This is a genomic window from Ensifer adhaerens, from assembly GCF_020035535.1.
Taxonomy (GTDB): domain Bacteria; phylum Pseudomonadota; class Alphaproteobacteria; order Rhizobiales; family Rhizobiaceae; genus Ensifer.
The window spans coordinates 586,919-602,288 of record NZ_CP083349.1 but is presented as its reverse complement, the minus strand read 5'-3'; the positions used below and the strand labels follow the sequence as shown (position 1 = coordinate 602,288).

At 63.2% G+C, this 15,370-nt stretch carries 16 protein-coding genes; 8 read left to right on the top strand and 8 right to left on the bottom strand.

What is annotated here, in order from left to right; all coding sequences use genetic code 11:
• Positions 1-295: 295 nt before the first annotated feature.
• Positions 296-556 (top strand): DUF1344 domain-containing protein, encoded by a 261-nt coding sequence (locus LAC81_RS02855; RefSeq protein ID WP_113538088.1) that lies wholly within the window; start codon positions 296-298, stop codon positions 554-556.
• 95 nt (positions 557-651) lie between these two features.
• On the opposite strand, the gene LAC81_RS02850 is transcribed toward LAC81_RS02855, so the two are convergent.
• From LAC81_RS02850 to LAC81_RS02835, 4 genes are all read right to left on the bottom strand, one after another.
• A complete protein-coding gene (locus LAC81_RS02850) occupies positions 652-1,236 on the bottom strand; it encodes a histidine phosphatase family protein (protein WP_223726641.1) in 585 nt (194 codons plus the stop codon).
• A 47-nt stretch (positions 1,237-1,283) separates the two neighbouring features.
• Positions 1,284-2,102, bottom strand: a complete 819-nt coding sequence (fabI, locus tag LAC81_RS02845) for an enoyl-ACP reductase FabI (protein WP_223726640.1) — start codon at positions 2,100-2,102, stop codon at positions 1,284-1,286.
• Between the two features lie 209 nt (positions 2,103-2,311).
• Positions 2,312-3,418: a DnaJ C-terminal domain-containing protein gene (locus LAC81_RS02840; protein WP_223726639.1), complete on the bottom strand. Its 1,107-nt coding sequence runs from the start codon at positions 3,416-3,418 to the stop codon at positions 2,312-2,314.
• Between the two features lie 208 nt (positions 3,419-3,626).
• Positions 3,627-4,079 (bottom strand): RT0821/Lpp0805 family surface protein, encoded by a 453-nt coding sequence (locus LAC81_RS02835; RefSeq protein ID WP_223726638.1) that lies wholly within the window; start codon positions 4,077-4,079, stop codon positions 3,627-3,629.
• Between the two features lie 140 nt (positions 4,080-4,219).
• On the opposite strand from LAC81_RS02835, the gene pdxH reads away from it, so the two are divergent.
• A complete protein-coding gene (gene pdxH / locus LAC81_RS02830) occupies positions 4,220-4,840 on the top strand; it encodes a pyridoxamine 5'-phosphate oxidase (protein WP_113537994.1) in 621 nt (206 codons plus the stop codon).
• A gap of 19 nt (positions 4,841-4,859) precedes the next feature.
• Here pdxH and LAC81_RS02825 read toward each other — a convergent pair whose 3' ends face one another.
• The gene (locus LAC81_RS02825; protein WP_419195798.1) at positions 4,860-5,813 is read right to left on the bottom strand and encodes a polysaccharide deacetylase family protein; all 954 of its coding nucleotides are present in this window, start codon (positions 5,811-5,813) and stop codon (positions 4,860-4,862) included.
• A 321-nt stretch (positions 5,814-6,134) separates the two neighbouring features.
• On the opposite strand from LAC81_RS02825, the gene LAC81_RS02820 reads away from it, so the two are divergent.
• Positions 6,135-7,412, top strand: a complete 1,278-nt coding sequence (locus tag LAC81_RS02820) for a D-alanyl-D-alanine carboxypeptidase family protein (RefSeq protein ID WP_223726636.1) — start codon at positions 6,135-6,137, stop codon at positions 7,410-7,412.
• Between the two features lie 78 nt (positions 7,413-7,490).
• Here LAC81_RS02820 and tldD read toward each other — a convergent pair whose 3' ends face one another.
• Both tldD and LAC81_RS02810 read right to left on the bottom strand, forming a co-directional pair.
• Positions 7,491-8,906: a metalloprotease TldD gene (tldD, locus tag LAC81_RS02815; protein WP_223726635.1), complete on the bottom strand. Its 1,416-nt coding sequence runs from the start codon at positions 8,904-8,906 to the stop codon at positions 7,491-7,493.
• Positions 8,907-8,978: 72 nt separating this feature from the next.
• Positions 8,979-10,178: a winged helix-turn-helix domain-containing protein gene (locus tag LAC81_RS02810; RefSeq protein WP_223726634.1), complete on the bottom strand. Its 1,200-nt coding sequence runs from the start codon at positions 10,176-10,178 to the stop codon at positions 8,979-8,981.
• 133 nt (positions 10,179-10,311) lie between these two features.
• Here LAC81_RS02810 and LAC81_RS02805 point away from each other — a divergent pair, with 133 nt between their 5' ends.
• From LAC81_RS02805 to LAC81_RS02785, 5 genes are read left to right on the top strand one after another with little or no spacing between them, the layout of a single operon-like run.
• The gene (locus LAC81_RS02805; protein WP_223726633.1) at positions 10,312-10,992 is read left to right on the top strand and encodes an energy-coupling factor ABC transporter ATP-binding protein; all 681 of its coding nucleotides are present in this window, start codon (positions 10,312-10,314) and stop codon (positions 10,990-10,992) included.
• Positions 10,986-11,591: an energy-coupling factor transporter transmembrane component T family protein gene (locus LAC81_RS02800; RefSeq protein ID WP_223726632.1), complete on the top strand. Its 606-nt coding sequence runs from the start codon at positions 10,986-10,988 to the stop codon at positions 11,589-11,591. The genes LAC81_RS02805 and LAC81_RS02800 overlap by 7 nt, the downstream gene beginning before the upstream one ends.
• A gap of 37 nt (positions 11,592-11,628) precedes the next feature.
• Positions 11,629-12,192 (top strand): biotin transporter BioY, encoded by a 564-nt coding sequence (locus LAC81_RS02795; RefSeq protein ID WP_223726631.1) that lies wholly within the window; start codon positions 11,629-11,631, stop codon positions 12,190-12,192.
• A gap of 4 nt (positions 12,193-12,196) precedes the next feature.
• A complete protein-coding gene (locus LAC81_RS02790; RefSeq protein ID WP_223726630.1) occupies positions 12,197-13,699 on the top strand; it encodes a class I adenylate-forming enzyme family protein in 1,503 nt (500 codons plus the stop codon).
• Complete coding sequence (locus LAC81_RS02785; protein ID WP_223727747.1) at positions 13,677-14,858, top strand: thiolase family protein; 1,182 nt, start codon at positions 13,677-13,679, stop codon at positions 14,856-14,858. Before LAC81_RS02790 ends, LAC81_RS02785 begins: the two co-directional genes overlap by 23 nt.
• A gap of 100 nt (positions 14,859-14,958) precedes the next feature.
• Here LAC81_RS02785 and LAC81_RS02780 read toward each other — a convergent pair whose 3' ends face one another.
• Positions 14,959-15,360, bottom strand: a complete 402-nt coding sequence (locus tag LAC81_RS02780; RefSeq protein ID WP_223726629.1) for an acyl-CoA thioesterase — start codon at positions 15,358-15,360, stop codon at positions 14,959-14,961.
• Between the last annotated feature and the right edge of the window lie 10 nt (positions 15,361-15,370).

The window sequence follows — 15,370 nt, the reverse complement described above, 5'->3', positions numbered from 1 at the left end:
TCTTTTCCCCTCGATCCCCAACCAAAGGTAGCGAGCGAGTCTTAAGATTGGCTTTCGTCACAAATCCTTGGAAAACACTATGATTCATGGGGAAATCGCCATTCCGCGTCCCGCACTTCGGCGTACCCCCGCTTGAAAAAAACGATGTCGCCGTCCAGTCTTTCGGCGTCGGACAGGTCACCAAAAAACCGGGGCCTGACGGCCAAAAGCCAAGTTACAAGGCAATTTTTGCCACAATCGGGGGCCAAGGGTGATGACAAGAATGTTCGCAGAATCGTTGAAGAGGGCAAGAAAGATGCGTTTTGTCATTGCCGCGCTCATGGCCACCGCCGGCTTGCTTTCGCCATTGTCCGCTCTTGCGGAAAGCGCCGACGTGGAAGCTACCATTACGGGTGTCGACACCGAACGCCTCAGCCTCCAGCTCGATGACGGCAAGAGCTACCAGGCACCCGAAGAATTCAACTTCGAAGGCTTGAAGGCGGGCGTGAAGGTTCTGGTCTTCTACACCGAAGTCGATGGCAAGCGGGTCATCAACGACCTCGAAATCGTACAGTAAATAAGCGGTCCGCCCTTCGGATTGCGCAATGCCGAACAGAAAGGCGTTTCAAACTTTTCCTGGCATTGCTTTGGGGCGGGTTTTATTTTCGGCCGTCAGATCCAGCCGATAGTGCGGCCTGAAATGCGCAGAAGGCGATCCTGCGGGATCGCCGCAGACGCCGCCTCCTCAGCCTCCATCTCTCCAAACAGCTTGAATAGCGATCGGATGACGCCGCCGTGGCTGACGCAGACGGTCGGCTTCGCTACGTCCTTCAGCCAGGCTGCAACACGCCAGGACAGGATCTCGTAACTCTCGGCATCAGGTCCCGGCGGGATAAAGTCCCATTTCACCGCGCGCCGTTCGGCGATCCTTTGCGGCGCCGAGCGTTTGAGCTCGGGAAGCGTGTGTCCTTCCCAGTCGCCGAAGGAAACCTCCTTCAGCCGTTCGTCGGTCCGGTAGGCGGTGGGTTCGAGCCCCATCGCCAGCCGCAAGCGCTCCATGGTCTCGCGCGTGCGGCCAAGCGGGCTTGCGACGAAATCGAAATGTGCGGCGTCGGCGCCGAGAATGCCGGCGAGCGCAACACCGTTGCCGGTCGCCTGCTGGCGACCGAAATCATTGAGCGGGATGTCCTTCTGCCCCTGGAGCCGGCTTTCGGCATTCCAGTCGGTCTGTCCGTGACGGATCACATAGATCAGCACAACATGCCTCCGGGCAGCAGGCCGTCGAACCGGTAGCGGAGGTTCGATCAGTCCTTGATGACGGAGATATCGGGCGCGTCCACAGCCTTCATGCCGACGACATGGTAGCCGCTGTCGGCGTGGTGGACTTCACCGGTTACCGAACGCGACAGGTCCGAGAGCATGTAGAGGCCGACGTCGCCGACTTCCTCGATCGTCACGGTACGGCGCAGCGGTGCGTTGTACTCGTTCCACTTGAGGATATAGCGGAAGTCGCCGATGCCGGAGGCAGCGAGCGTCTTGATCGGGCCGGCGGAAATCGCATTGACGCGGATGTTCTTCGGGCCGAGGTCGACCGCGAGGTACTTCACGCTGGCTTCGAGCGCAGCCTTGGCGACACCCATGACGTTGTAGTTCGGCATGACCTTTTCGGCGCCGTAGTAGGTCAGGGTCAGCATCGAGCCACCATCGGTCATCAGCTTTTCAGCGCGACGGGCAACCGAGGTGAACGAGTAGACCGAGATCTGCATCGTCTTGGCGAAGTTGTCGGGAGAAGTATCGACGTAGCGGCCGGTAAGTTCGTCCTTGTCGGAGAAACCGATGGCGTGCACGACGAAGTCGATCTTGCCCCAGTGCTTTTCGAGCGTATCGAAGACGGCATCAATGCTGGCTTCGTCGCTGACGTCGCAATGGCCGGCCATGAAGCCGTCGATTTCGGCGAGCAGCGGCTCGACGCGCTTCTTCAGCGCATCGCCCTGATAGGTCAACGCGACTTCACCACCCTGCGCGTGGATGGCCTTGGCAATGCCCCATGCGATGGAACGGTTGTTTGCAACGCCCATGATGACGCCGCGCTTGCCCTTCATCAGACCGGATGCCTGAGCCATGGTAAGTCCCCAATACTATTTCCAGCAACGGCCGGCGCCGGTGCCAAAGTTCACAAATGTCATAGACACCCCACCGGAACGGGTGCGGCAGATTGTCGAGAATTGCCTATGGCATAGTGGCAGGGGTGGTTCAAGCGCGCCTGAGATCAGGAACTGTTAGTCCCCGTAATATTGGTTCAAAGTGTCAGCGAACTGTCACAAATAGACCGTCACAGATAGAGTCCGTCGCGCTGCGACTTCATCAGATCGGTCACTTTCTCATCCGGCGCGTCTTTCAGGACCAGCCGCAACTCCACCAGGAGATCGCCGTGGGTACCGTAGGTTCCAGGCAGGCCCTGGCCGGTGAGGCGGATGACCTTGTCGGATCCGGACCAGGCCGGCACGACGACGTTGACCGGGCCCACCGGCGTTTCGAGGCGCTCTTCGCAGCCGAGGACAGCGCCCTGCAGATCAATCGGCAGGGTCGTCAACAGATCGAGGCCGCGGGTGCGGAAGGCGCCGCCCTGATCGACCCGGAGCGTGACGACGACATCGCCGCGGCTCATGCCGGTGACGCGATAGCCCTGTTCCGCAAGGCGAATGGTCTGTCCGTCGACGGCACCCGGTGGAACTTGAACCTTCAGACTCTCGCCATCCGGAAGCTCGATCGTCAAGCGCTGGCGATTGATCAGATCCTCGATGCTGACAGTGAGATCGACGGCAAGATCAGGCACCTTCTCTGCAGTTTTTGCCGCGCGACCCCGGATGCGCCGGACGATGGCTGCCACGAGTTCGGCTGCGGGCGCCGCGGCGCGCTGCATCAGCGGCGTTTCCGTCCTGGCGGTAGCTTCCTGCTGTGCTTCGGCCACAGGTTCCGGCTTTGCGTCGGCAGCTTGAGCCGGCCGTTCCGGTTCCTTTGCGGCTGCCGGTTTCGGCGCGGGCTTGGGCGATGGGTTCGACGCCGGCTTCGGCGATGGCCGGGCCGACCTGGCACGCGCCTCGGCGCCAAATATCTGCGAGATGGCGTCTTCGGCCGTCTCCGCATCGACAGGCGCCTCCTCTTGCGCATTGCCGCGCATCTTCGCCTTCATCGCCTCCATGCGACGAAGCTCGGCCTCGCGGCGCGCATAGTCGTAGCGGCTTCTAAGCTTCGGATCGCGCAGAAGCTCGTAGGCCTTGCCCGCCTCGGCAAAGCGCTCAGCGGCGGTCGGGTCGTCCTGGTTGTGGTCAGGATGCACGGCCTTTGCCAGCGAACGCCAGGCCGCCTTGATTTCGTCCAGCCCGGCATTGCGCCGGACACCGAGGATCGCATAGGGATCACGCATGGCTTCTACCATCTTCTCTGATCGGCGGCCTCTCCCTGACGCCCGCCTTATGCCCCGATTGAAGGCGTCATTGTCGCCCGTCCACTGAGCACCGATGATCCAAAGAACTTGCTAAATAGTGGTTAGCCGCGACCGTGCGCGCGGCGCCGGAATGAGATCTGCGGGCGATCACGCGCACTTTTAGGGATTTGTGGTTAATCGCCGATTTCCAAACCCCGCTTCAGGCGCGCGGGCCGAAGCTGGTCAGATACCAGGCGCCATCTCCGCCCTGGCAGGTGTTGCCATCGAACTTTGCAATGCCCTCGTAGGAATGGCGTGTCGTGGTGAACCGGCGGCAGAGCATGCCGCTCGCACGGTCTTCCTGAATGCTGCTGATGACACCGGCACTGCCCGAAGTCGCGTTGGCCCAGGGGATCGGATTGATCGAGCCGCTGCCGAGTTCGGCCGAAGTTACGGCATTGCGGACCATGACCGCATCGGAGAGACCATCGGAGGTTTTGGCGAGAGGAACGGTGCCGGTCGAGACGGTGCGGTCGACACCACTGCCAAAGAGATCGAGACTCGCGCCCATGCAGCCGGAAAGCGCCAGGACCGGCAGGCAAATTGCCGCGCTACGCAGCAAGGCGAAGGAAAACCCCTTCTTGGCGTCGATCCACTTTGCTATGTCTTGCACGGCAATCCTGTCAGACTCGCTGGAGCCGCACGTTGCTCGAGTGGTCAACATACAGGCTCCGACATTTTCGATGCGGAAACACCGGTCGGGTTCATCCCGAAGTATTTCCGCGCCAGACATCACGGCATTGGAACGCAATAATGGCGGCGAATGAGTTAACAAGCGGTGACTTCACCGAATCAAATGAGCCCTTTTCCCTGTTTGGCGCATGGCTGAAGGACGCGGAAGGCAGCGAGATCAACGACCCTAATGCCGTTGCACTTGCCACGGTCGACAGCGACGGACTGCCGAATGTCCGCATGGTGCTGCTCAAGGGCTTCGACGAACGCGGCTTCGTTTTCTACACGAATTTCGAAAGCCAGAAGGGCCAGGAAATCCTTGGCGCCCGCAAGGCGGCGATGTGCTTCCACTGGAAATCGCTCCGGCGGCAGGTGCGTGTGCGCGGACCGGTCGAGATCGTAACCGACGAAGAGGCGGACGAGTATTTCAAGAGCCGCCCGCGCGGCAGCCGCATCGGTGCCTGGGCCTCGAAGCAGTCGCGCCCACTCGAGGGCCGATTCGCTCTCGAAAAGGCCGTCGCCGAGTACACGGCCCGCCACGCACTCGGCGAGATCCCGCGTCCGAGCCACTGGTCGGGTTTCCGTATCCTCCCGACCTCGATCGAGTTCTGGCACGACCGTCCGTTCCGGCTGCATGACCGGATGGAGTTCCGTCGGGCGACACCTGAAGGCGGATGGGAAAAGGTGCGCATGTACCCCTGAGGCGCTAGGCCTCGGCGCCCTATCCCTTCGTCAGCCGGAAAGGGACGCCCGAGGCCAGTGCCGACACGTAACGTGCCTGCTGGAAATGGCCGTTCAGAGAGATGCGTGGCAGCGCATGAAGGCGGGAGCGTGCTCGTTCCACAAGCGTGCCGGGCTGGGTGGTGACCGCGAGGGCAAAACCGAGATCGGCGACGATGCGATGATCGCGCGCCGACACCGCGGGTGCATCGCCATAGGGATAGGCGAAGGTCGTCGGCCGGCGGCCGGCAATCGCCTCAACGCGCTCCGCCGACTGGGAGATCTCTCTCCTTGCGTCTTCGCCGCTGAGGCGCGCAACAGAACGATGGCTGATCGTGTGCGCGCCGAGGCCTGCCAGCGGGCTTTCGATCAACTGCCGCAACCCTGCCTGATCCAAAGTCAATCGCTCGGTGATCGCCAGCGGATCGACACCATGCGCGATCGCTGCAGCATTGAGTGAAGCAATCGCCGCCGCTTCATCGCGGCCATGAATGAAGGCCGCGACGCGACTAAAGGCGACCTGCTTTTCCGCAGCCGCCTGCGTCGGCAGCGTCTCGGCGCCGCGGCCGAAGTCGAAGCGCAGCGCCTCGTTCGTCGCCAGTATGTCGGCGAGCGTTTCCCACCAGAGCGTGTGAGTGCGATCAACGAACCCGCCGGTGACGAAGACAGTGAAGGGCGCGTGATGGCGTACGAACACCGGCAGAGCGTGTTCCAGATTGTTCCGATAGCCGTCATCGAGAGTGAAACAGGCGATCGGTGCGCCTCCCGCCTCCAGGGCCGCCGGCAACTGGTCGAGCGCGACGAAGCGGTAGCCATCATGCGTCAGTGTGGCCAAGGCCGCATCGAGGAATTCCGGCGTGATCTCCAGATGGGCATTCGGATCGAAGGCGCGGCCCAGTTTCGGCCGGACATGGTGCAGCGTGAAGATCGCACCCTGCCCGCGTGCGCCAGCCATCAGCCCGGCGCGACTCAGCCCTCCGGCAACCTCCAGACCGCCGGCGATCGCGGCGCGGCGAACAACTGTTCTGATCGTGTTCCTGATGTTCGGTCCCCAAGCTGCCTCGTACGCTCCCATCCGGGCGTAGAGGCTGGAAGGTTAACGGCGAGGGCGTTAAACCTTGTTGAACGGAAGGATGTTCATCAGCCATTTACCACAACCCGGAAAACAGCGTAGAAATGTTACATTCCGCCGTAAAGTTGCAGCAAAGCCACGGATCTTGTCACAAAACGAAACAGCATCGCGCCTGTCCAAAGGCGCTCTTTGACGGGGACCAACATGAAAACCTTGCGCTGCCTCCTGCTGGCGACCTTTGCTCTCGCCCTTGGGTCTGCAACCGCCATCGCCGGAACCGCCTCCCTGGTTCTCGACGCACGCACCGGCAAGGTTCTCTCGGCAGAAAACCCTGACGTCCTCAATCACCCGGCTTCACTGACCAAGATGATGACCATCTATATGGCCTTCGAGGCACTCAAGCGCGGCGAACTCTCCTGGGACAGCAAGATCAAGGTGTCGAAGGCGGCGGCAGCAAAACCGCCAATGCGCCTCGGCCTCAAGTCGGGCATGACGATCACGGTCCGCGAAGCGGTGATGGGGATGATCGTGCGCTCGGGCAACGACGCGGCGGCAGCCATGGCAGAAAAGCTCGGAGGCTCGGAAGCGAATTTCGCCCGAATGATGACAGCCAAGGCGCGTCAACTCGGCATGAGCAAGACCATGTTCATCAATGCCTCGGGCCTGCCGGCGAGCAAGCAGGTGACGACGGCGCGCGAAATGTCGACGCTCGCTGTCGCGCTGATGCGCGACTTCCCGCGCGAGTATCAGCTCTTTGCGACCGAGAGCTTCAATTTCCGCGGCCGCAAGGTCCGTGGCCACAACAATCTGATGTATCGCTACGAGGGCATGGACGGCATCAAGACCGGCTATACGAACGCCTCCGGCTTCAATCTCGTCAGCGCCGTCAAGGATGGCAATCGCCGGGTGGTCGGCGTCGTGCTCGGCGGCAAGACGGCGCGCAGCCGCGATGCCAAGATGGCCGCACTTCTCGATCGCCATGTCGGCAAGGCGGCCAAGGGCGGCAGGCAGCTCGTGGCGTCGGCGCGCGGTGGCAAAGTGGTTGAAGCGCCGGTCGAGGTTGCAGCGGCCAGCACATCGGACGTTCCGATGCCCTACACCGCGCCGCAGAGGGCGAAGCAGGATTCCGTTGCTGCCCTGATTGCGGCCACCGCCACGACCGCCATCCCTGCGGAACGCCCGACCGAGGTTGCCGAGATCGAAACGACGGCCGCGGTTCCGGCTACGACCGGCGGCTGGCAGATCCAGATTTCAGCGGCACCGTCAGCGGAGGCCGCGCGCATGCTGCTCGCCCAGGCACGTTCGGAAGCCGGTGCGCCGCTCGCAGGGGCCACACCCTACACGGAAGCTGTCGGCAAGGGCGCCAATGCGGTGTACCGCGCCCGCTTCGTCGGCTTTTCGAGCCGGGACGCAGCAGCGGCCGCCTGCGATGCGCTCAAGCAGCGTTCCTATGATTGCATGATGCTGCCGTCGCGCGGCTGACGGCGGCGGCGCGATTTAGACAGTTCCGCCCAAGGCGGCGGAACTGTCGGCTGTTTCTGAAGCCAAGCCCGCTCGAAGCTACGCCTGCGTGCCGCCGACCGTGACCTGGTCCATACGCAGGTGCGGCTGGCCGACGCCAACCGGCACCCACTGGCCGGCCTTGCCGCAATTGCCGATGCCGGTGTCGAGCTTGGTGTCGTTGCCGACCATGGTCACCCGCTTCATCGCATCCGGGCCATTACCGATCAGCATGGCGCCCTTGACCGGCGCGCCGATCTTGCCGTTTTCGATCAGATAGGCCTCGGTGCAGCCGAACACGAACTTGCCGGAGGTGATGTCCACCTGGCCACCGCCGAAGGAAACGGCATAGATGCCCTTTTTCACCGAGGCGATGATTTCGTCCGGCGTCCTGTCGCCCGAGAGCATGTAGGTGTTGGTCATGCGCGGCATCGGCACATGGGCGTAGCCCTGGCGACGGCCGTTGCCGGTGGGCTGCATGCCCATCAATCGGGCGTTCTGTCGGTCCTGCATGTAGCCGACGAGCTTGCCGTCCTCAATCAGCACGTTGTAGCCCGACGGCGTGCCCTCGTCGTCGATCGAGATCGAACCGCGGCGCGCCTCGATGGTGCCGTCGTCGACGACGGTGACGCCCTTGGCAGCGACCTGCTCGCCCAAAAGGCCGGCAAAGGCCGAAGTCTTCTTGCGGTTGAAGTCACCTTCGAGGCCATGGCCGACCGCTTCATGCAGCATGACGCCCGGCCAGCCGGAGGCGAGCACCACGTCCATGGTACCGGCCGGCGCATCTATCGCTTCGAGATTGACCAGTGCCTGGCGCAGCGCCTCGTCGGCGCCCATCTTCCAGTTCTCCTCGGTGACGAAATCGCCGAAACCACGGCGCCCGCCGGTGCCGAATGAGCCGCTTTCCTGGCGATCGCCATCGCCGGTTACGACCGAGATGTTGATGCGCGTCATCGGCCTGACGTCGTGCACACGATGGCCGTCGGCGCGCAGGATATCGACGACCTGCCAGCTGGCGGCGATCGACGCGGTGACCTGGCGGACCTTCGGGTCCTTGGCGCGCAGATAGGCGTCGATCTCCTGCAACAGGGCAACCTTCGCCTCGAAGCTCGGTTCGCCGATCGGGTTCTCATCGCCGTAGAGCTTCTTGTTGGTGCGCTGCGGCGCGGCGGCATAGGAGCCGGCATAGCCGCGCGTCACCTGTGCCACGGCGTCGGAGGCCCGGCGCAGCGCAGACAGCGAAAGCTCGCCGGAATGGGCATAGCCGACCGCCTCGCCGGCAACGGCGCGAAGACCGAAGCCCTGGTCGGTGTTGAAGCTGCCGCCCTTGAGACGGCCATTGTCGAAGGACAGCACCTCCGCCTGGGCATGTTCGAGGAACAGTTCGCCGTCGTCGGCACCGGCGAGCGTTTCCGAGAGAACCTTGCGGATCGTTGCCTCATCGGCATCGAAGAGGCTCATCAGATCGGTGTTCATGTGCTGCGCTCCCGCATCGAGATATCTATTGCCTCCATTTAGGAAGGCCGCGGGTTCAAGCCAAGGAAAATATCATGTGAATGACGTGTTCCAGCCTTCGAGGCGTTCGACCCGCTCGACGCCGGCGAACCGGGCGACCCGCTCAAGCTCCGCATCGATGCGCTCCAGGCGCCCCGCCGAGGCGCGGACGCCCGTTTCGAGCCAGAGCTTACGGACATCAAGGCTGCCCCGCTTGCGGTCCGCCTTCATGTCGATGCGGCCGATGAGCCGATCGCCCTCGATAAGCGGGAAAACGTAGTAGCCATATTCGCGTTTGGCTTCGGGCACGAAGATCTCGATGCGATAGAAGAAGCCGAAGAGCCTTTCCGCGCGGTTGCGATCGCGCAGCAGCGGGTCGAAGGGGCTGAGCACCCGAACACGACCGGGGGGTTCGGGAATATCGCCCAGCGTTTCTGGAAAACCGGTGAAAGCGAAGGCGGCGCGCGGGCGTCCGCCGTCGATCGCCTCGATCTGCACCTCAACGAGTTCATCGCGATGCTCGGCGACCCAGGTCTTCGCTTCATCCGGGGAGACGAGATCCCAGAAGGCGGCGATCTCGCCGTGGGTGGCAAAACCCAGGCGCTCAAGCGCGCTGCGGCAGGCCCAGTCGATGAATTCCTGGTGGCTGACGTCGCCGTCCTGGTGATGCGGCGGGATCACCCGCTCAGTCAGGTCATAGACCTTCTGGAAATTCTCGCGCCTCGCGATCGCAAGCTTTCCCGTGCGCCAGAGCACTTCGAGCGCGGTCTTGGAGGGATGCCAGTTCCACCAGCCGCCGGATTCGTGCTCGACTTCCTTCAGATCGCGGGCCAGCACCGGGCCACCCTCGGCGATCCGTGCATAGGTGTCGTCGCAGCCCTTCTCAAAACCTTCGCCGCGCCATTTCTGCCAGCGCTCGACGATCGTCTCGCCTTCCCATTTGAAGCGATGCTTCCAGTAGCGGAAGAAACTGCTCGGAATGATCGAAGCGTCGTGCGTCCAATGTTCGAACAGATCGCGATCGTCTTCCAGCAACGCCGTCAAATGCTCCCGACGATAGGTCTGGTTGCGGGCAAACAGGATTTGATGATGGGCGCGTTCGACGGTGGCGATGCTGTCCACCTGCACAAAGCCGATGCCGTGGATGAGCTTCAACAGGCCCTCCTTGCCGAGCGCACGGTTCGGCGCGCCGGAAAGGCCCTGCTTGGCGAGGAAGATGCGACGGGCGTCGCTGTTGGAAAGGCGAATCGTCATGGCAACAAGAATAGGCTTTTATTCCCATAATTCAAACGCGGGATCCGGAGGATCACCCGCATTGCCCTTGTTGGCGGACTTGGCCTATAGAGCAACCCGAAAAAGGCGCGAGCCGGAGACAGCGAGGAACGGGATGGACATCCGCTTTACCGATTGCGCGGTCCGCTTCGGCGAGCGGGTGGCATTGCAGCCCCTGACGCTCACACTTACCGAAAAGCGCATCGGCATCATCGGGCTCAACGGTTCCGGCAAGACCACTTTTGCCCGGCTGATCAACGGCCTGGTCAAGCCTTCCTCCGGCAACGTCAGGGTCAATGGGCTCGATACGGTCGCGGATGATCGTGCCGTACTTTCTGAAGCCGGCTTCATCTTCCAAAATCCACAGCACCAGCTGATCATGCCCATCGTCGCCGAGGACATCGCCTTCGGATTGAAGAACCGCGGGCTCTCCCGCGAAGAGATCGACCGCCGAATGCAAGGCGCACTGTCACGCTTCGGCATCGAGCACCTGGCGCGTCGGCGCGTGCACGAGCTTTCGGGCGGCGAAACGCAACTCGTCGCCATGGCGAGCGTCGTCGTCACCGATCCGAAGATCCTGATCCTAGACGAGCCGACGAACCAGCTCGACCTCAGGAACCGCCGCCGTGTCGCCGCCGCGATCGATGGACTGCCGGAAGATACGGTGGTGATCACCCATGATCTCGGGCTGGTCGAAAATGTCGACCGGCTGCTGCTTTTCCACGAAGGCCGACTTGCCGCTGACGGCGATCCAGGCGAGACCATCCGTCACTATCACGAGATCGCCGGATGCTGACGAGCCTGCATATCGAGGGCAACAGCCTGCTGCACCGGCTGCCCGTGCGGGCGAAACTTGTCGCGCTGCTGGTGCTGAGCATCGGCCTCTTCCTCAGCTCGTCGCTCGCCCTTCAGACGATCGCCTTCATCATCGCCGCCGGCCTCTATCTGTCCGTCGGGCTGTCGCCGAAGGACGCGATCAAGCGTGTCGGCTTCGTGTTCCTGACGATCTTCTTTTTGGCAGCGGTCAATCTTTTTTATCTCTCCTTTGCCGAGGTCGCGACTTTGACATTGCGGCTGATGGCGCTGGTGTTGTTTGCAGCCGCAGTGACGGCGACGACGACGATCAGCGCCTTCATGGATGAGGTCACCATCCTGCTGACACCGCTCGAGCGCCTCGGCCTGGTGCGGGCGGCCGACGTCAGCCTGGCGCTCGGGCTCGTGCTGCGCTTCGTCCCGGATATCTTTGCGCGCTACGAGGCGATTCGCGAGGCCCATCGCGCCCGCGGGCTGCCCGTCAGACCGTTGACGATCATCGGGCCGCTGATCATCCTGACGCTCAAGGACGCCGATACGATTGCCGCAGCGATTGACGCGCGCGGATTTCGCCGCCAATAAATTCGCGCCTACTAATAAATAAGGGAACCGGATCCGCATGAACACCAGAGACCTCGTCCTCATCGCCCTCTTCGCAGCGATCGTTGTCGTGCTCGGCCTCATCCCGCCGATCACGCTCGGCTTCATTCCGGTACCGACCACCGCGCAGTCCATGGGCGTGATGCTCGCCGGCTGCATTCTCGGCGCCAAGCGTGGGGCGCTTGCCTTCCTGCTGTTCCTGCTTCTGGTCGCGATCGGCCTGCCGGTACTTTCGGGCGGCCGCGGCGGCCTTGCGGTCATCGCCGGCCCTTCCGGCGGCTTCATCGTCGGCTGGGTTGTCGCCGCTTTCGTTACCGGTCTCATCGCCGAGCGCACCGTGCGCGAAGGCCAGGCCGAAACGCGCCAGTTCATCGGCTTCTTCCTGGCGTCCGTCCTCGGCGGCATCGCCGTGCTCTATGCGATCGGCGTGCCCTGGGTCTCGGTCGTCACCGGCACGCCGCTGCTGGCGGTTGCCACCGGCTCGCTCGCTTTCATCCCGGGCGACCTCTTGAAGGCTGCAATCGCGACGCTCGCCGCGCGTGCCGTCTACGCCGGCTATCCGCTGCTGCCGGTTCGCACCTGAGCCGATGCCGTTTGCCGCCGCGATCAATCGCCACGCGGAAGACCGTCCGCATGCCCCGGCCTTCCAAATCGAGGGCCGGGTTTTCACTTTCGGCGAACTCGCTTGCATCGCCGGCGCACTTGCCGAAGCTTTCGACGATCTGGTTGGGATTGCCGAACGCCGTAGCGTGCTGGGCGACCGCACCCGCCTGATTGTGCTGGAGGCCGGCAATCACCCGCTCTTCGCAGCCGCCTTTCTCGCCGCCACCAGCGGCGGCAACTGCGTCGCACTGATCGACCCGCATCTGCCGGAAGCGGCGCGCCAAGCCATGCGCGATCGCCTGTCTCCCGATCTCATCATCGTCGCCGATGGCGCCGCCTTGTCGCTCCTTGCCCCGGCAAGCGGCAAGACGCGAACCTTCCGCGAGACCAATGGCAAGGAACGAGAGCCGCTCGCGGTCGGCAAAGACAGCGAGCCCTTTCTGATCGTGTTCACCTCGGGCACGACAGGAACGCCCAAAGCGATCGTCCGCGATCGCGGCTCGTGGCGAAGGAGTCTGGCGATCGGCGAGCACTTCTTCGGCATCGACCGCAATACCCTGACCTTTGCCCCCGGTCCGCTCGCGCACGGGCTGACACTCTATGCGCTTGCCGAAACCCTTGTCGCCGGTGCTCAGTTCATCGGGGCCGCGCATTTCGAAGCGACATGGGCGGTTTCCATCATCGAGACGGAAAAAGTCCAGCGTCTGGTGCTGGTGCCGACAATGCTGCGGCGGCTCTGCGTGGCAGCGACGGACAGGTCACAGGCATCGGTCACCCAGATCACGGTCGCCGGTGCCAAGCTGACGGCGAGTGATCGTGCCAGCGCCGTGCTTGCTTTTCCGAAAGCAAATATCATCGAATACTACGGCGCCTCGGAGCTCGGCTTCATCAGCGTTGCGACCGAGAGCGACACCGCTTCGGCTACCGCCGTCGGCCGCGCCTTTCCCGGCGTCACGCTCAGCATCCGCAGCAACAAAGGGAGCGCAACGCCAACGGGCGAGACGGGTACGATCTTCGTCGACAGCGCCCTCATCTCCGACGGTTATGTCGGCGACGCCGACGGAGCCGGCTTTCGCCGCCTTGGGTCGCTTGCAACCGTCGGTGATCTCGGCTTCCTCGATGAAGACGGGACATTGCACCTTCTCGGCCGCGCCGGCGGCATGGTGCTATCGGGCGGCAACAACATCTACCCGCAGGAGGTGGAAGTAGTGCTCGTCGCTGATGCCGGCGTTCACGCAGCGCTTGTCCTCGGGCTCGATCACCCGGATCTCGGCAGCGAACTCGTCGCCGTCATCGAGCCGGAGGGCCGTATATTTGATAAAGAAGCGCTTGACCGTCATCTCGCCGCCCATCTGCCGCGCTACAAGCATCCCCGTCGCTTCTGGCTTTGCCGGAATATGCCGATGACGCAGTCGGGCAAGGTGGCGGCGGGCACGCTCAGACAGTGGATCGCGGATGGAAACGATGCTCTCGAACTCATCGACTGACCCCGCACGCATACCGGTGATCATCGCCGCGCTCCGGACGCCGATCGGCCGCGTCAACGGCGCGCTTCGCGATATCGAGCCGTCGCGGCTGGCAGCACCGTTGATCGCCCGCATTCTCCGCGATACCGGTCTGAAAGCGACCGACATCGACGATGTCATCCTTGGAAATGCCGCCAACAGCGCCGGAAATCTTGCGCGGCTCGCCGCCCTTGAGGCGGGCCTGCCGGTCTCGACACCGGGCGTCACCGTTGATCGCCAGTGCGGATCCGGGCTGGAGGCGATCACGCTTGCCGCGCGAATGATCCAGGCGGGTGCCGGCCGCTTCTATCTGGCCGGCGGCACCGAGAGCGCCAGCCGCGCGCATATCCGCCTGAGGCCGCCGCTGGAGCGCGGCGGCGAACTGGCACCGGTCAAACGGGCGCGCATGGCGCCGGACGAGATCGGCGATCCGGACATGGGTGTGGCCGCCGAAAACGTCGCGGCCGCCTGCGGGATCTCCCGCGAACGGCAAGACGTCTTTGCGCTACAAAGCCATCGACGCGCGGTCGAGGCGGCCCTTGCCGGCCGTTTCACCCGCGAAATCGTGGCGATCGAAACGGCGGCAGGCTCGGTATCGAACGACGAGTGCCCGCGCGCCAATGCTTCGATAGAAACCCTGCAGCGGCTGAAGCCGGTCTTCGTCGAGGGTGGGACGGTGACCGCCGGTAATGCCTGCCCGATCAACGACGGCGCGGCTATGGTACTGGTCACGAGCCTTGCCGAAGCGCGCCGACTTGGCGTTCCCTTCGCGCTCGAATTCGTCGATGCGGCGACGGCGGGCGTCGATCCCAACCTGCTCGGGCTCGGCCCTGTTCCGGCGATGCAGAAGCTGAAAGCGCGACAACCCGCGCTCGATCCGGCAAAGACCAATTTTATCGAATTCAACGAGGCCTTCGCCTCCCAGGTGCTCGGAAGCCTCGAACAGCTCGATATCCCGGCGGAGAGGGTCAATCTCGACGGTGGCGCTATCGCGCTCGGCCATCCCTATGGCGCCTCGGGGGCGATCCTCACCGTCCGGCTCTTCTCGCAGATGCAGACATCGCCGAAGGGCGCGGAAGGGTTGGCAATGATGGGCGTCGGCGGCGGCATGGGCATCGTCGCCTTGTTTCGCGCGGCTTAAGAACGCCCACGAAAACGCTTCGCACTTTTCCTCGAATTGGTCTCTCAGTCCGCAATTCCGGACGGAAAACCGCTTCGCACTTTTCCTGGAATTGCTTTGGTTAAACGGCGTAGGCCGCCAGCCATTCGCGCGTTGCCGTCGGCAGCGGTAGCGGTGTGTGCCGTTGAGGATCGACCGCCACCCAGACGACCTCGACTTCTGCCGCCAACTGCCCCCGCGCTTCGACCTTCACGGCAAAGCTGATCGAGCTGCCACCGACCTTCGCAACGTTGACCGTAAAACGCGCGGGCTCGTCATAGCGCAAGCCGCGGTGATAGACGCAGCCAGAGCGGCGAACGAGATAACTCGGTTCGTTGACCACATGGGGGCGATGGCGCCACAGACTGGAGAGCGCGGCCTCGGCATGGGCATAATAAGCGGCATTGTGCATGTGGCCGTGCATGTCTATATCGCGAAACGGAATGCGGATTTCCGTGACGTTCTCCAGCTCCCTGCCGTCCATGCGAGGCTCC

Bases quoted from the DNA above. Each gene is read 5' to 3' on its own strand.
- LAC81_RS02855 (WP_113538088.1), top strand. From the start codon at position 296: ATGCGTTTTGTCATTGCCGCGCTCATGGCCACCGCCGGCTTGCTTTCG.
- fabI (WP_223726640.1), bottom strand. From the start codon at position 2,102: ATGGCTCAGGCATCCGGTCTGATGAAGGGCAAGCGCGGCGTCATCATG.
- LAC81_RS02840 (WP_223726639.1), bottom strand. From the start codon at position 3,418: ATGGTAGAAGCCATGCGTGATCCCTATGCGATCCTCGGTGTCCGGCGC.
- pdxH (WP_113537994.1), top strand. From the start codon at position 4,220: ATGGCGGCGAATGAGTTAACAAGCGGTGACTTCACCGAATCAAATGAG.
- LAC81_RS02825 (WP_419195798.1), bottom strand. From the start codon at position 5,813: ATGGCTGGCGCACGCGGGCAGGGTGCGATCTTCACGCTGCACCATGTC.
- LAC81_RS02820 (WP_223726636.1), top strand. From the start codon at position 6,135: ATGAAAACCTTGCGCTGCCTCCTGCTGGCGACCTTTGCTCTCGCCCTT.
- tldD (WP_223726635.1), bottom strand. From the start codon at position 8,906: ATGAACACCGATCTGATGAGCCTCTTCGATGCCGATGAGGCAACGATC.
- LAC81_RS02810 (WP_223726634.1), bottom strand. From the start codon at position 10,178: ATGACGATTCGCCTTTCCAACAGCGACGCCCGTCGCATCTTCCTCGCC.
- LAC81_RS02805 (WP_223726633.1), top strand. From the start codon at position 10,312: ATGGACATCCGCTTTACCGATTGCGCGGTCCGCTTCGGCGAGCGGGTG.
- LAC81_RS02800 (WP_223726632.1), top strand. From the start codon at position 10,986: ATGCTGACGAGCCTGCATATCGAGGGCAACAGCCTGCTGCACCGGCTG.
- LAC81_RS02795 (WP_223726631.1), top strand. From the start codon at position 11,629: ATGAACACCAGAGACCTCGTCCTCATCGCCCTCTTCGCAGCGATCGTT.
- LAC81_RS02790 (WP_223726630.1), top strand. From the start codon at position 12,197: ATGCCGTTTGCCGCCGCGATCAATCGCCACGCGGAAGACCGTCCGCAT.
- LAC81_RS02785 (WP_223727747.1), top strand. From the start codon at position 13,677: ATGCTCTCGAACTCATCGACTGACCCCGCACGCATACCGGTGATCATC.
- LAC81_RS02780 (WP_223726629.1), bottom strand. From the start codon at position 15,360: ATGGACGGCAGGGAGCTGGAGAACGTCACGGAAATCCGCATTCCGTTT.